Origin of the sequence: Paeniglutamicibacter terrestris, from assembly GCF_012271785.1 — a bacterium.
Lineage (GTDB): Bacteria > Actinomycetota > Actinomycetes > Actinomycetales > Micrococcaceae > Paeniglutamicibacter > Paeniglutamicibacter terrestris.
In genome coordinates, this window is record NZ_JAAWVT010000008.1 from 22,910 (window position 1) to 38,524 (window position 15,615).

The window sequence follows — 15,615 nt, forward strand, 5'->3', positions numbered from 1 at the left end:
GAAGTGACCACCACAACCGGTGCGATCGGGGTCAATATTGTGGGTACAAAAAACCTGGGGGCCGTGGGCAGCAGTTTTCACTGCTGCCCACGGCCCCCAGGTGTACTGGCATCTCCGCCTCAGCGGGACCCCAGTGTGCGCTTGGTACTAAACCGGATCGACTTCGCGTGCACGCTCGGCCTTGCGGCCCATGTGGCTGGATCCCAGAACGTCGCCAGCCTTCCAGTCGTCCCATCCCGGGCGATCCTTCATGAACGCCTCGATGTCTTCCTTGGTGGCTTCAAGCTGCGGATCGTGCTTGAGGTACCACTTGGTTTCGCGGGCGATCATTCCGGAGAGAATCAGCAGACCGACGAGGTTTGGCAGCGCCATCAGACCATTCATCATGTCGGAGAAGTTCCACACGGCGGTCAGCTCGGTGGTGCAACCCACGTAAACGACCAGCGAGAAGACTACACGGAACGGCATTACGGCACGGCGACCGATGAGTCGCTCGATGTTGCGCTCACCGTAGTAGCACCAGCCCAGAATGGTGGAGAAGGCGAACATCACCAGTCCAATGGTTACGATCCAGTGTCCCCATTGCCCCGGCAGGCCGAAGGTGAAGGCATAGCCGGTCATCAGGGAGGCCTTGATCTGTTCCCCGGTTTCCGGATCGATGTAGTTCCAGGCACCGGTGGTGATGATGACCAGACCCGTGCAGGAGACCACGATGATGGTATCGATGAACGTCTGGGTCATGGAGACCAGTCCCTGACGTACCGGGTGGGTGGTCTGTGCGGCGGCGGCGGCGATGGCAGCGGAGCCCATGCCCGATTCGTTGGAGAAGATGCCGCGGGCCACGCCGAACTGTACGGCGATGATGATGGCCGATCCGGCGAAACCGCCGATCGCGGAGGTGCCGGTGAAGGCCTGGGTGAAGATCTGGCCAAGCGCCGCGGGAATCTGGCCCACGTTGGCGATCAGGATGTAGATGGCAGCAACCACGTAGAAGACGATCATGACCGGAACAAAGCCGGCGGTGACCTTACCGATGGACTTGATGCCACCCACCAGCACGATCATCGACAGGATGGTCAGCACCAGGCCGGTGGTCCAGGTCGGAACGCTGAAGGAGTTATCCAGGTTGGCAGCGATCGAGTTGCCCTGGGTCATGTTGCCAATGCCGAAGCAGGCAAGGGTTGCAGCGATGGCAAAGAACAGCGCGAGGAACTTCCCCAGCGGGCCCTTGATGCCACGTTCCAGGTAGTACTGCGGGCCGCCGGACTTCTCGCCGGCGGCATCAGTACCGCGGTAGCGAACACCGAGGTAGGCCTCGGAGTACTTTGCTGCCATGCCCACCAGACCGGTGACCCACATCCAGAACAGTGCGCCCGGGCCGCCGATGCCAATGGCCGTAGCAACACCAACGATGTTGCCGGTGCCAACCGTTGCGGCCAGTGCCGTGGTCAGCGCCTGGAACTGGGAGATGTCCCCCTCGGACCCCGGGTCCTTGCGCTTGAGCAATCCCAAACGCAGGGCGGCACCCAGTTTGAGGAATTGCAGTCCGCCGAGGCGGAAGGTCAGGTACAGCCCGGTGCCCAGCAGCAGCGGAATCAGCATGAAAGGTCCCCAGATGACGCTACTGATGTCTCCGAAGAGTGTTGCGAGGTCGTCCATGTGCATGGCTCCCATGTCGTCTTGTGCGAGTGGATGAATGTGAAAGTGATGAGCTTCACAATTTATCCATCATAGGCGCTATTCAATAAGCCCCAGTCAAATGCGCGTTACATCCAGATGAATCAAGACAATGGGGCGCTTTTCGGCGTCAAACGACCGAAAATGTCGCGGAAAATGAGAAAAGGATCGCTTTTTGCTTACCAAGAAGCAAAAAGCGATCCTTTTGACCAAAGGCAGGAAAGCCTGCGGATCAGTACGTAATCAGGACTCGAAAAACTGGCGCTTTCGGTCCGTTTTCTCTTACTTGATCCCGAAGTCGAAGCCACCTGGTTGGTGGTGCCCGAACCGCTCCCTGAGGAAGTTGCCCGTGCTACTCAAGTCCGCCGACGATTGGTTGTGCCGGGTGGAGTGCAACGTCTCGGACTGTCCCTGAAGCAGACCAAGTTGCTCAACGAATTCCTCATTGGGGGTTCGCCCGTTTGGTTGCCGGTTGTCCACCATGCTCGGCGGTACGGCCAAGAATCCCTGAAGAACATTTGGTAGGTACTCACGCACCATGGCTTCGAGTTCATATTCGAAGCGCGCATCGCCAGAGGGCTGCCGGGCTTCCGCGTCGATGACCGAGTCCAGCATCTGGCATGTTTCCAGAATGGTGACATACGTATCAGCAGGAAGACGGTGCTTGTTCTGTTTGGCCTGCGCGCTCACCCATGTCAGAGCGGTCGACAATTCGTTCGAAGTTCCCGCAAGTGGCGCTGCCGCCGGGGATGCTTGGTAGAACTGGACGGGCGGCGCTGGAGCGGCCACTGGCGCTGGAGCCTGGATGGCCTCACCACTGCGCAGTTTCCGAACCCGTCTGGGGAGCCAGAGATCGCGAAGCATGTAGGACCGCACGGCCGACAAGACCATGGATCCGAGACCGAGCATGGCGCCGCTGCCATTGGGAAGAGAAAAAGCACCGATAAAGAGGGCCGCGTAGAGCGCCCCCTCAAGCATGACCTTTTTGTTCTTGGCGCCCATGCCGATGATGAGCACGTAAAAAGCAGCGAGAAGCCAAAATACGAAGGCAAGAACCACTTTGAGGATGTTGCCTCGAGTGAAGCGCGACAGCATTATGCGCCCCGTGGGTGCGTAGTGGCGGCGTCAAAGGCATGACTCCGCTCCAACTGAAGTCGAGCCTGCCCCATCTGACCTTCAAGGACCTGCACCGTCTGTTTCATCGACTGTGCTGCTTCGACCTTAAACCTATCGATCTCGTCCATGGCCTGGAAAACATTATCGAATGCTTCTTGCAACTTGGTGGAGTCGATCGAGGCTTGGGCAGAAGTCTTGTGAATTGCTGCGCCCTGGGAGCGAAGGAGTTCCGAGGTAGAGACGATCAAGTCCGAGGTAGTTGAATTGAGTGCATCAATTTGCGCCAGCACGATCTTTTGCTGAGCCAGAGCCTGCGCAACGATCACCGCCACTCGAAGCGCCGCGAGTGTAGTGTCCAGTGCCCGATCTACACCCTTGATCAGTTCGGAGTTGTTCTTCTTGACCACATCAAGAGCTAGGTACCCCTGAATGGACACCGCCATCTGGGTCAAGAGGTCTTGGTGGCGCTGACGAACGTAGAAGAGTGCATCTGCTTCAAGTGTTGTGGCATCGTCCGATTTGCCCGTATTGCGTAGCTCTACGATCCGCTGCTCCAAACCGTTTCCAAGATGGCTCGCGAGCACGGCGTAGTTCGCCAACTGCCCCATCGCCGCCCAGAGAGCATCGCGTTCGGTCTGGATGGCGGCGTTGTCCTGACGGAGATCGTCCTGCCCACCCTTGAGTGCCTTGGTGATGGCGTCAAGCTGGTCCTGTGCCGACTCGTACCTCATGAAGTAGCGCTGGATGGCGTTGCCTCCGGGAAGGAACCGCAAGATGCGCTTCGCACCGGTCAAATCATGGCGCTTGGGGTCTAGCTCGGTGACGATCTGTCGCAGTTCTGCCAGAGTGTTGCCGGTGCGCGATGCGGGGTCGGCGCCGGTGGCTGCTAGAGCGGCTGCAGGCCTCTTCAACATGCGGTTGGATGCGGAGCTTGCCTGCTGCATCGTGCCCTCGCCCAGACGGGTCAACTGCGCTAGCTTGGTCTGAAACTCCGGGCTCTGGAGCGGCGTGGCCAGCAGGTCATCAAGAAAAGTTTTGGCATTCTCGGCGTGCTTCTGCTGTGCGTCGGCATCCACCAGGATCATGCCACCGACCTTCTCCGGGGCGTGAACCACAACCTCTACTATTGGTTTCGGCGGCTCGAGCTCAAGTGGATTTCCTACCTGCGGGGACGAGGTCGCGCCGAGGTCGAGTGGGTTCAGCATGAAGTACTCCTTGGAAGGCTCTGGGGCAAGTTGCAGTCTACTAGGGATTACTTGTAGCTAACCGTAAATGACCTGTTTTGGACGCGGTAATCACATTTAAATCGATCTCATCCGCCACGCCACAATCCTTCTGAATAAACCAAATCTGCCCCTGTTTTCGGGCCATTTACGGGATTGAGAATCGAGCAAACGTTTGCGGTCTAGCCCTCAAACATCCCGCTGTCATGGCATGTCTTGTTCGCGGTGTTCCGTAGCAACAGCATCCGCGAGAACCAGAAGCCACGTCCCGAATCAGACCACGAAGCCATGGTCAGAATCTTGCATTGAAGGAACCTTGGAAAATACTGAAAGTTCTTGGAAATAGAGAAAAGGACCGTTTTTGCTTTCAACAAAGCAAAAACGGTCCTTTTGGCCAGAGGCCGAAAAGCTTACATTCCGAAGTCGGAGGGCTTATCAAACGGGCCCACCACGGTGATGGTGCGCGGACGGGCGGCCAACAGTGCCGCCAGTTCCTGAACCTGCGCCGGGGTGACAGCCTTGACGCGGTCAAGCGACTCATCAATGTCGTGGAATACACCAGTGACCAGCTCTGCGCGGCCCAGGCGCGACATGCGCGATCCCGGATCCTCCAGGGCCAGTACCAGTCCGCCCGAGAGCTGGCCAACGGCCTTGCGCAGCTCCTCGTCGGTGATGCCGTCGGCGGCCAGCTTGTCCAACTCTTCGCCGAGCAGCTTGATAACGCGTTCGGTCTTCGCCGGGGCGCAACCTGCATACATGCCGAAGTAGCCGGCGTCCGAGTACGCGGCGGAGAACGAGTAGGTGGAGTACACCAGACCGCGCTTCTCGCGAATTTCTTGGAAGAGGCGTGAGGACATGCCGCCACCGAGGACGGCGTTCAGCACGCTCATCACGTGGCGACGCTCATCGGTGGCCACGATGCCGGGGCAACCCATGATGATGTTGACCTGCTCCACGGGGCGGCGAATCACGTCGATGCGCTGCACTCCGGTGATCTCTACCGGGACAGTGGAACGACGCGGTACCGGTGAGGCACCCTCGGTCAGATCCCAGCCCGCGGTGCGCAGGGCTTCAAGGACTTGGGCGCAGACCTCGTCGTGGTCCAAGGAGCCTGCAGCGGTGATGACCAGTTCATCGGGGGTGTAGAAGCGCTGGTAGTGCTCCCAGACGGCGTCGCGGCCGATTCCGGTGATGGCCTCGGGGGTACCGCCAATGGGACGACCCAGGGCGTGTTCGCCCAGGACGGCTTCGACAAAGCGCTCGTGCGCAACGTCTCCGGCATCATCCGCGTCCATCGCGATCTCTTCGAGGATCACGTCGCGTTCCTGCTCGAGCTCGTTGGGATCGAGCACCGCGGAGGTGACCATGTCGGCAATGACGTCGATGGCCAGCGGCAGATCCGTATCCAGCACGCGAGCAAAGTAGCAGGTGGATTCTTTGGCCGTAGCGGCGTTAGATTCTCCTCCAACTTCGTCAAAGGCTGAGGCAATTTCTAGCGCCGTGCGGCGCTTGGTGCCCTTGAATAGCAGGTGTTCAAGGAAGTGAGTGGAGCCGTGTTGGCCTTCCTGCTCATCACGAGATCCAACGCCGACCCAGAAACCAATGGTGGCCGAACGTTGACCGGGCATGGCCTCGGTCAAGACGCGAACGCCACCGGGCAGTACGGAGCGGCGCACCAGCGCCCCACCGGCCTGTCCATGGATGATTGTGGGGTCGCCCGTCTCGATGGGGGCGGGGGCACCGGCTGCGCCGCGCTCCGCTGCTAAGGCAGGGGATATTCCAACGCCGTCGAGCGGCAGGGGAATCATGGCCACTGAGCATTTCCTAACTGTCCACCAAATATTGGGTGGTCCGCGCCTGGTGGAGCGCGAAACACATTCGTCCATTCTTCCACAGTGCCATGAGGAAGTAGCAGAGCTATGAGTGGACTCTCATTTGAGCACCGCTCCTAGCAGCGCACTCCCCCACGCTGGGCGAAGAAAAAAGTCCCGGCCCACCTTTCGGTGGGCCGGGACTTTTTAGCCTAGAAGACTAGGAACTGATTACTCAGCAGCTTCGACGAGTTCTTCGTCAGCAACCACCGGGGCGAGTGAAAGCTTTCCGCGATCATCAACCTTGGTGATTTCAACCTGAAGCTTCTGGCCCACGGAGACAACGTCTTCAACGTCGTCCACGCGCTTGCCACCGGCGAGCTTACGCAGCTCGGAGATGTGCAGCAGGCCATCCTTGCCCGGGGTCAGCGAAACGAACGCACCGAAGGTGGTCAGCTTCACGACGGTGCCGAGGTAACGCTCGCCGATCTCAGGAACCTGAGGGTTGGCGATGGCGTTCACTGCGGAGCGTGCGGCTTCTGCCGACTCTCCGTTGGTGGCGCCGATGAGGACGGTTCCGTCGTCCTCGATGGAGATATCCGCTCCGGTATCTTCCTGGATCTGGTTGATCATCTTGCCCTTCGGGCCGATGAGTTCGCCGATCTTGTCAACCGGAATCTTCACCGAGATGATGCGCGGTGCGAAGGTGGAGAGCTCATCCGGGGTATCAATGGCCTGGTTCAGGACATTGAGGATGTGCAGACGAGCTTCGCGAGCCTGGGTCAGCGCGGCGGCCAGGACCGAGGCAGGGATGCCGTCGAGCTTGGTGTCGAGCTGGATGGCGGTGATGAACTCCGAGGTACCTGCAACCTTGAAGTCCATGTCGCCCATGGCATCTTCGGCGCCGAGGATGTCGGTCAGGGCCGCGTAGCGGGTCTGGCCGTCAACTTCGTCAGATACCAGGCCCATGGCGATGCCGGCAACGGCAGCGCGCAACGGGACACCGGCGTTGAGCAGCGACAGGGTCGATGCGCAAACAGAACCCATAGAGGTTGAGCCGTTAGAGCTCAAGGCCTCGGAGACCTGGCGGATGGCGTACGGGAATTCTTCACGCGACGGCAGTACCGGCACGAGGGCGCGTTCTGCCAGGGCGCCGTGACCGATTTCGCGGCGCTTGGGCGAGCCCACGCGGCCGGTTTCACCGGTGGAGTACGGCGGGAAGTTGTAGTTGTGCATGTAGCGCTTGCGCGTTACCGGGCTCAACGAGTCAATCTGCTGTTCCATCTTCAGCATGTTCAAGGTGGTGACGCCCATGATCTGGGTTTCGCCGCGCTCGAAGATTGCCGAACCGTGAACGCGAGGAAGAACCTCGACCTCGGCGGTGAGCTTACGGATGTCGGAGAGGCCGCGGCCGTCCATACGAACCTGCTCGGTCAGGATGCGCTGGCGCACAACCTGCTTGGTGACGGCACCAAAGGCCTTGGAGATTTCTCCGGCGCGGGAAGCGAATTCGCTGCCCTCGGCGGTGAGCGCTGCAACAACTTCGTCCTTGAAGGCCGAGGCTGCGTTGTCGCGCTCCTGCTTGGCGGCGATCTGGTAGATGCCGGCAAGCTTGGTAGCGGCCTTGGCCTCTACAGCTGCATAAGCGTCTGCCTCGTAGTCGCGGAAGACCGGGAACTCAACGGTCGGCTTGGCGGCGCGAGCTGCCAAGTCTGCCTGAGCCTCGCACAGGGCCTTGATGAACGGCTTTGCAGCCTCAAGACCTTCTGCAACAACCTCTTCGGTCGGGGCGGTGTGGCCCTGTTCCTTGATGAGGGTCCAGGCGTTGTCGGTAGCTTCTGCTTCAACCATCATGATGGCGACGTCGTCGCCTGCAACGCGGCCGGCAACGACCATGTTGAACACGGAGCTTTCCAGCTGGCTGTGCTTCGGGAAGGCAACCCACTGGGCACCGTTTCCGTCGTTAACCAGTGCAACGCGAACGCCACCGATCGGGCCGGAGAACGGAAGACCCGAGAGCTGAGTCGACATCGAGGAGGCGTTGATGGCCACCACGTCGTAGAGCTCGTCCGGGTTGATGGCCAAAACGGTGACCACGATCTGGACCTCGTTGCGCAGGCCCTTGACGAAGGCCGGACGCAGCGGGCGGTCCATCAGGCGGCAAGCCAGGATGGCTTCGGTCGACGGGCGACCTTCGCGGCGGAAGAAGCTGCCCGGGATACGGCCGGCAGCGTACATACGCTCCTCGACATCCACGGTCAGCGGGAAGAAGTCGAAGCCTTCACGCGGGTGCTTGCCGGCGCTGGTGGCCGAGAGCAGTGCGGTGTCTTCGTCGATGTAAACCATGGCCGCACCTGCGGCCTGCTGGGCCAGACGGCCGGTTTCGAAGCGGATGACGCGCTTGCCGTAACGGCCGTTGTCAATCACTGCCTCGGCGAACTGAATTTCGGGACCCTCCATGGGGCGTGTCCTTTCGATCAATATCCGCAGCACACGGCGAACAAGAAACACCACGGTGCAACCTGGTCTTCGATCGAGACTCGCGCTCTTCGTAGAGGAAGAGCGAAAGCCACTACCGAGGACCGCAATTGTCTTCCGGTGAGTCAGGTGCGCGAGGTGCGCGGATATTTCGTCTTGTTTCTGTGCTGGTCATGCGAAATTGCAAACCATACGTATACCAGCCTACCGGGTTAACGGAATCGGCGCAGTGACGGCGCGGACTCCCGGTTGGTCGGAGTCTCATAGCATGTAAAGGAGCATCAACTGCCCCAGCCAAACGCCCGTCGCCGGTGAGCGAACCGCACAGTGAACCGTCGCTACTTTCGCTGCAGGGTGCACGATCGGAGCTCGTGCGTTGTGTCACTTCCTGTGCGTTCACTATCGCGACATGACAGAAATAGCAGTTCACGATAACCGGCCAGCTGTTGAAGCGGGTCTTGCAGATAAGGCTCCTTCGACGCGACACCCGAGCCCAAACAAACCGGCAGTCGAAAAGGTTGAAGTTTCGCGTTTTCCAGATTCTCGCACACCCCGCCCGACATAGTGCGGTGAAGGTAACCCAAACTCTACATTTGGGGGCATATCATCGCATCTGGTCGGGTATGGCCCGCGTCTCCACCAACCACCAAGACCTCGGCTCCCAGCAGGTGGGGCTCCAGGGCCTCGGCGTGCCCAAGGACCTGGTCTATGTCGATCACGGACTCACCGATCGCAACCGAGAAGGCCCGGGGTTGAACCAGACCCTGGCCGCGTGCCGGGCCGGCGACACGGTGGTGGACACCAAGCTCGACCGCCTCGCCGGCTCCCTGGCCGATGCACGGGACATCGTTGAGGACCTTACCAAGCGCAAGATCAAACTCAGCCTCGGCTGAAACGTCCACGACCCCACCGACCCGGTGGGTCGGCTGCTTTTCAATGTCCTGGCGATGGTGGCAGAGTTCGAGTCCGACCTCTATTCGCGAGAGAACCAAGGAAGGCATGCAGATCGCCAAGGCTAAGGGGCGGCTCCGCGGCAAGCAACCCAAGCTCTCCTCCGTCCAGGAAAACACCTCGTCGCACTCCACCGCGGCGGCAAACACACCAGCGCCGAAATCGCCGAGCGCTTTAGGGTGGCGCGCAGCACCGTCTACCGCATCGCGCAACGAACGACATAGAGAGCAGCCATCCACCCTGTATGCGAAAATATTTTCGTATACATTTTACGATAAGTTGCGGATTCATTCGTACAAAGCTAATCAGCAAATATATGATCATAAACATTTGGTTGGAAGGACAAACAGTGGCAGTGGAACCCAATTCCAGGCATGACAGTGACGATGTTAAATTATTGCTACGGCCCGGGCATGAAATCACTATTACACCGCAGCTTCGGCTGCGGCGTGCGTTCAAAAATGCCGCATCACTGTTCGATGAGCAATCACAATGGTTTCTAAATCATCATCCCGAGATTCAACGATATTCAAATTCGGAAGGCACGGAACGTCGACTTTCAGTGATCATGCCTGCAGCGCCTGAGGATTGGGTACTGCACATCGGCGAAGTCTTCAATCATCTTTCGAGCGCAAAAGACAATCTATTCCTCGAGATAGTTCGTAAATTTAGCGAGTATTCGGACAGTAAAATTCAAAAGCAACTGGGGGGCACCTATTGGCCAGTGTGCCGATCTGCCCCTGAGTGGGAAAAGACGAAGGAAATGTTCCCCTTCATACCAGCGTGGGTCCTAGATCGGATCGAAGTCTTTCAACCGTTTAGGGACCGACCTGACGAGCTCACCTCCCCTGATGATAACTGGATGAGTTTGGGGGCATCAGCATGGGCAAGGAGCATGAATAATTCCGACAAACACTCCGAGCCGGTGCATGTCACTTTGAACCACTACCTGAATGAACCATTGCGAGTTATTGGGACTCTGCCAAATCCAATCGAGGTCGTGCAACGCTTTGACGACACAGAACCATTGTCCGAAATACCCATGGCCAGAGTTTCCTCTCCGCCGTCAAAGGGTGTCCATCTGCACGTCGATTCAGTCGGGTTTCTGTTTATGATTCGCAAGAACCTGAAATCACAGTGGGCCCCGATGAATCAGAGCATTTGGAACGTAATCGTCGAAAACCAAGTTACCCTGAATACTGTGTACTACGGTCACAAAACGGCCCTTGAACGCGCAATCCCATGGGCCCACGATGATGGCGTGCATCTCTCAGATGCAACCTACTCGTGGACCCGCCGCGGAAAAAGACGCTTACATCAAAGACCCAATATTTTTTCGGCCGCGATTCGAGATGGTTACGTATAAGTAGAACTTGCATCTCATACCGTCTGGTGGGAAACAAAGGATTATAGGGACGCAAAGTGTAGCTCTCGGATTTAGCAAATTTTTTGAGACAGACACCCCTGCGTGGAACAGCTGATGGATGAGCAAATCACTCAGACAGCAGCTCGCAGGATTGCTGACGAACCGTATCAAGTAGGGCTTCAAGTTCTTCGATGAATCAGGAACAGGGCCTACCCTGTCACTGGACATTTGCCTTATCTGACGCCCGATTGAGGTATACCCCTACCGGACTTTCTTGGACAGCTCGGAATAGATCTCGGAGGTCTTCGAGTTCGCTGCTGCGTAGCCCCCAATGGCCTGTGGGCGATGTGGCCTAGGCACTATGTTTGAAGCATGGAACCAAACGAGCCTTTCAGCATCGGCATTGCCGTGCCGTTGATCCCCATCGATGTGAACAACGCTGCAGCACTAGAGCGGGAGCTTTCCGAGCACTATTTCAGGATCAGCCCCGCCGAGTATTTTGAACGCCGACTCTGGGAGATCATCAAGACCGCGGATACAGCCCGCCAGGAGGTGCACGATTGGCATACCGACGACCCGACGAACTTGTTCAACCAATACGCCGCACTGATCAACAAGGAAATCGACCTTGACAACCCTCCGGGTGACACGCTCGACCCAACGACCATGGCTTCAATCGAGTCGTACACCTTAATGCAGCACGTCATCGAAACCGCGTTGCGCCTGTATGTGGCAGCGAAAAGCCGCAAGATCGGGACCAGCCCGTTGCAGACGTTGCTGAACATGCGGACCTCTGACCAACTCCGTCAGCCAATTAAGGAGCTACTTCGAGATGACGCCGCGCAGACCGTCAAGGCAACGATCTTCCCCCCCCCCCCCCCAGAGCTCCAGCCGGCGGATGAGCCCGCCGACGTCGATCCGATGGATGACCACATTCTTTTCATGGCCGAGTGGTTGAAGCGTTTCGCACGCTTCTATTCCGATGACCATTTCGGCGGCGCCCAAGGGAATAACCAACTCAAACACGGTGCCGCCGTGGCCCCAAGGGCAGACATCGAATATACCTATCACGCCGAGATTCTGCCAAGGGAATCATTAACCAATGATGAGTGGGACGCCGGAACTCCACTCATCAATGGCCCATCAGTCTCCTACATGGAGCTCATCAAGCAGAAAGGGCACGAGCCCGGCATCCGGTTACGCACGGATAATTCCGACCCAGCAACCAACCTGGCCATAGCCGGTGTAGGCATCAGCATCATCCGGTCGCTTTGGATTATTGCCGGTGCAGTGGCAAAGCCTCTTCACCCGATCGACTACCTTTTTGATTTCTCGCCGCTGCCGGATGAGGTGTTTTCCAAGTCAAAGCGGCCACCACGCTCCATCGTACGCGTGCTGCGGGCCCCAGTCCGCAAGGCGGGGGCACAGCACGGGGCAAAAAGAAAAGGTGGCCCGACTCCGAGAAGGGGCCGCACCGAATAAGCGGGCGGTACGACTTTCCTGATAGCGAGTGCACGTCCCAGCAAAGACTGCTCACTCCTTCGTTGCGACCAAACTGATTGAGACACATTGAAGCGATGCGCTGCACGGATCAATCAAGCCAGCCAGGCAAAGTTCCCACTACTCGCTGCCCTGTCAACCAAAGGATCGTTTTTGTGCGATTGAGCGACCAGCAGGAAACTGCTGATACGAACTAGGCTTGCGCATATGAGCGATGCATTACCTCCCGAAACTACGATTGCTACCTGGACTATCCCTCGCGTTAGCGGAGACCCACTGACGATCGACTCTGCAGTTGGCGAAGTCATCACTGTCGTTGGGGCGAATGGAGCAGGAAAGTCTGCGCTCGCTACATATATTGCGGGGCAAACGCCCACAGGCAAACTTCACCGAGTCCTCGCGCAGCGCAAAATTTGGTTTGCAGCCTCCGGCCCAAACATTAGCGCTTCCGGGCGCGAGCAGATGGTTAACAATCTCAATTACTGGAACACCGCTATCGATTCCCGCTTTCTGGATCATGCCGACGGACAGCGAACTGATATCACCCTTTTCGACTTGCTCGGAAAAATTGCCGCTGAGGATCAGCGCATCGCTGAGCTGGTCCTAACTGAACGCCGTACACCGGAAGAAATCGAGGCGATCATTGGCACCCGTCTCTTTGACGTCCTCAACTCCGTGCTCGAAAAGGCCGGCCTTGTTATCCGCGTGAAAATCACCGACAAGCAGACGTTCATGGCCGTCCATCGTGAGCTAGGCAACGAATATCCGATCGCACAAATGTCGGATGGTGAAAGGAGCGCTTTGCTTCTGGCCGCGGAGGTCTTGGTAGCACCGGACAACTGCATCATTTTGCTGGACGAGCCTGAGCGCCATCTGCACCGCTCCATCTCTGCCGGGCTGGTCGAGGCACTGATCGACTCGCGAACGGACTGCGCGTTCGTCGTCTTGACCCATGACCTCGACCTGGCGCTAGGCCTTAGCGCTCGCCCCGGCAAGGTACTAGCGGCTTTGGGGGTTAATTGGTCTGAGAATACGATAGCCGGTTGGGACATCAACGAGTTCTCTACGGAGGCTGATCTGACCGAGAACGCCCGACGAGCCATACTCGGTGGGCGGAAACGCATATTATTCATCGAAGGAACAACTGACAGCCTCGATTACGCGCTATACAGCCTTCTGTTTCCGGCGTGGACACTCTCCGCCAGTGGCAACTGCGAATGGGTCATCCGCAGCGTTGAAGGAATCAAAAAGACGCAAAGTCACCACTGGGTTGATGCTGCAGGGATAGTCGACGGTGACGGTCGCTCACAACAAGAACGCGATGCACTGATAACGAAGGGCATTCACCCAATCAAGGTAAGTGAAGTCGAGAGTCTTTACTACATGCCAGCCGTTCTTACTGCTGTGGCCACCAAATTCACCCAATTAGATGGCAAAGATACGGAACAACGCGTGTGCGCAGCCAAAGCGGCCGGCATCGCTGCGCTCGCTTCGAATCAAGGCTTACATCGCATAGCCAAAAAGCTGGCCACGGACGAGGTCTCGCGAAAACTCGTCACGGCTGTCCCCTCTGAGATTACAGATCCCAAGATTACCTTCAACCTGCCATCCCCATATGCGGAAATCAGAGCCAGGTTGGACGAGCTTCATGCTGGAGATAATTACGAAGAACTTGTCCGAATAGCCTCGATTCGCGATTCCGCGTTCCGTGACAGAGTGGCCGCTGCATTAGGTGCTCAATCTAAAGAGCAGTATCAAAGTGTCGCGCGGCGTGCTATCGCAGAAAGCCCCGCACTAATCGCTGAGTTACGACTCGAAGTCGCGGACCAGCTCTTCGACAGATCCGATCATTGATCATTTACGCGTTAGGTACTGGATAGCGAACCTGGAATCATGCGGCCGTTATGTCAGAGGCTTGATTGCCGCGAAGGTTCAGGTCGAATCGCCTATAAACGCACATATGACATCACTACTGAGGATTCCGCAGAACCGCATTTTCGTCGCTTGCACGAGCCTTCGTCCCCGCCGGAACAGAACATTGGATCACAGCAAAAGATCCTTCGATCTGGGTGCTTTACTCATCAGCCTGGCACATAGGGACACGACAGAATGTGGTACGAAATATTCGAGGCGCGCTAAGGTCAAGCAATGACAGCATTCTTTGCCAGCCTTGGAATCGGCGCGTTCGGTTCACTGCTCCTCTATTTGGTGTTCAGGTTATTGAAGAGCGATTGGCCAACCAATTATTCGGATATGAAGAATGTCGTGGATTCCGCGTCTCAACGCAATGCATGGGTATATGTGCTGCTGCGGTTCGTGCCGATGTATGTAGTTTCGGTATTGGTCATATCGCTCTCGGAGGCTACAGGAGGTCAGAGAATCGTTGCCCTCGTGGCCTGCGCCGTGTTGCATGTTTTGTTGACCAACTTTCGCCCTCAGATATTGCGGAAAGCCTTTCGTCCGTCGCGAAATCGCCCACGGTACTTGGTCGCATTCGGATCATCGCTCACATCCATTCTTTTGGCAACATTCTTTGCTGCACGCACTTGGGTTTACTGGATTCCGGTGCTCCCCAACCCTGGTGAGTTGGTTCAAGCCATTTGGACGAGCATATTCGTGGGCATGGTCGTGGTGTTACTTCGGACCGTGGGATCTTTCGAAGATAACCCGAAAAAACGCATTGAGCGAGCCAAGCACGACTTGGGAGACGAGCTCCAGCGAGTAATCGAGATTGAAGCTCGCGATAACGAGGTTTCCGTCGAGTTCATCAGGGCCATCATCCTCACCGAATGTATCCAGAGACCAAGGTGGATACGGAGATTGGAACGTGCTAAGGGCCTGATTTCCGGCCCTGGAACGTATGGGGTGGCGCAGGTTACGTCTCCTGAACCCATCTCTGACGAGCTATCGATCAAGGTGCTCTGTGCAAACTATGCAGGCTATTATCCTGCAGGGCATGACTCTAATGGGTACAACCACACGTTACTCAGAGTGCGATTTGAGGATCATAATCCCGATCCAGTGTTTGTGGAGCAGGCAACAGAAATCTATAACAGCCTGTTTCCGGACCTTCTGGACACCTCCCAGACTTGGGCTAATGATGGCCGAAAGTTGATTGAAGTTCTGTCTCTTAACCGCCGAGGTAGTAAATGGATCATCAAAATGAGTCTTGGCCCGGCTTGGCAAGGTTTGCAAATGACCACGCTAACCAGAAATCACCTTGAGAAATCCTCCAACATCGAGATAAGTCCTGACAATAGGTTTCGTCGTTTTGCCGAAGTATCGTTGCCCGTTGATGTCCTACGGGTCGAGTTCGACACGGTCGATGTGGCGATGTCCAACGACGAGCCCGATTCTTTGGTCATAGACCTCGACGATCCATACTTGGACTAGTGCACATGTCAACGAAATTCCTTTAGGTAGGTGGACCTTGCCAACATGGCATTGTCACCTACCTAAAGGAAGGTTCTGCACGTCTTACGAGAAATCCGAG

Annotated in this window: 9 protein-coding genes and 1 pseudogene; 5 read left to right on the forward strand and 5 right to left on the reverse strand. The window is 57.2% G+C overall.

Annotated features, from left to right (window positions below; all coding sequences use genetic code 11):
* Positions 1 to 147 precede the first annotated feature (147 nt).
* From HED64_RS14915 to HED64_RS14935, 5 genes are all read right to left on the reverse strand, one after another.
* A complete protein-coding gene (locus HED64_RS14915; protein WP_168152799.1) occupies positions 148 to 1,659 on the reverse strand; it encodes an alanine/glycine:cation symporter family protein in 1,512 nt (503 codons plus the stop codon).
* A 300-nt stretch (positions 1,660 to 1,959) separates the two neighbouring features.
* Positions 1,960 to 2,772, reverse strand: coding sequence for a hypothetical protein (locus tag HED64_RS14920; RefSeq protein WP_168152800.1), 813 nt, complete (start codon positions 2,770 to 2,772; stop codon positions 1,960 to 1,962).
* A complete protein-coding gene (locus HED64_RS14925; RefSeq protein WP_168152801.1) occupies positions 2,772 to 3,998 on the reverse strand; it encodes a toxic anion resistance protein in 1,227 nt (408 codons plus the stop codon). The genes HED64_RS14920 and HED64_RS14925 overlap by 1 nt, the downstream gene beginning before the upstream one ends.
* Before the next feature lie 428 nt (positions 3,999 to 4,426).
* The gene (locus HED64_RS14930) at positions 4,427 to 5,830 is read right to left on the reverse strand and encodes a M16 family metallopeptidase (protein WP_342590739.1); all 1,404 of its coding nucleotides are present in this window, start codon (positions 5,828 to 5,830) and stop codon (positions 4,427 to 4,429) included.
* Positions 5,831 to 6,058: 228 nt separating this feature from the next.
* Positions 6,059 to 8,287 carry a polyribonucleotide nucleotidyltransferase gene (locus HED64_RS14935; protein WP_132361511.1) on the reverse strand — a complete coding sequence of 743 codons (2,229 nt, stop codon included), beginning with the start codon at positions 8,285 to 8,287 and terminating at the stop codon, positions 6,059 to 6,061.
* 641 nt (positions 8,288 to 8,928) lie between these two features.
* Between HED64_RS14935 and HED64_RS14940 the strand changes: the two are divergent.
* From HED64_RS14940 to HED64_RS14960, 5 genes and pseudogenes are all read left to right on the forward strand, one after another.
* Positions 8,929 to 9,480 (forward strand): annotated as a pseudogene (locus tag HED64_RS14940) (recombinase family protein).
* Between the two features lie 125 nt (positions 9,481 to 9,605).
* Positions 9,606 to 10,622 carry a hypothetical protein gene (locus tag HED64_RS14945; RefSeq protein ID WP_168152802.1) on the forward strand — a complete coding sequence of 339 codons (1,017 nt, stop codon included), beginning with the start codon at positions 9,606 to 9,608 and terminating at the stop codon, positions 10,620 to 10,622.
* Positions 10,623 to 10,994: 372 nt separating this feature from the next.
* Positions 10,995 to 12,104 carry a hypothetical protein gene (locus HED64_RS14950; protein ID WP_168152803.1) on the forward strand — a complete coding sequence of 370 codons (1,110 nt, stop codon included), beginning with the start codon at positions 10,995 to 10,997 and terminating at the stop codon, positions 12,102 to 12,104.
* A 225-nt stretch (positions 12,105 to 12,329) separates the two neighbouring features.
* Complete coding sequence (locus HED64_RS14955; RefSeq protein WP_168152804.1) at positions 12,330 to 13,976, forward strand: AAA family ATPase; 1,647 nt, start codon at positions 12,330 to 12,332, stop codon at positions 13,974 to 13,976.
* A gap of 294 nt (positions 13,977 to 14,270) precedes the next feature.
* A complete protein-coding gene (locus HED64_RS14960) occupies positions 14,271 to 15,515 on the forward strand; it encodes a hypothetical protein (RefSeq protein WP_168152805.1) in 1,245 nt (414 codons plus the stop codon).
* The last annotated feature ends 100 nt before the right edge of the window (positions 15,516 to 15,615 follow it).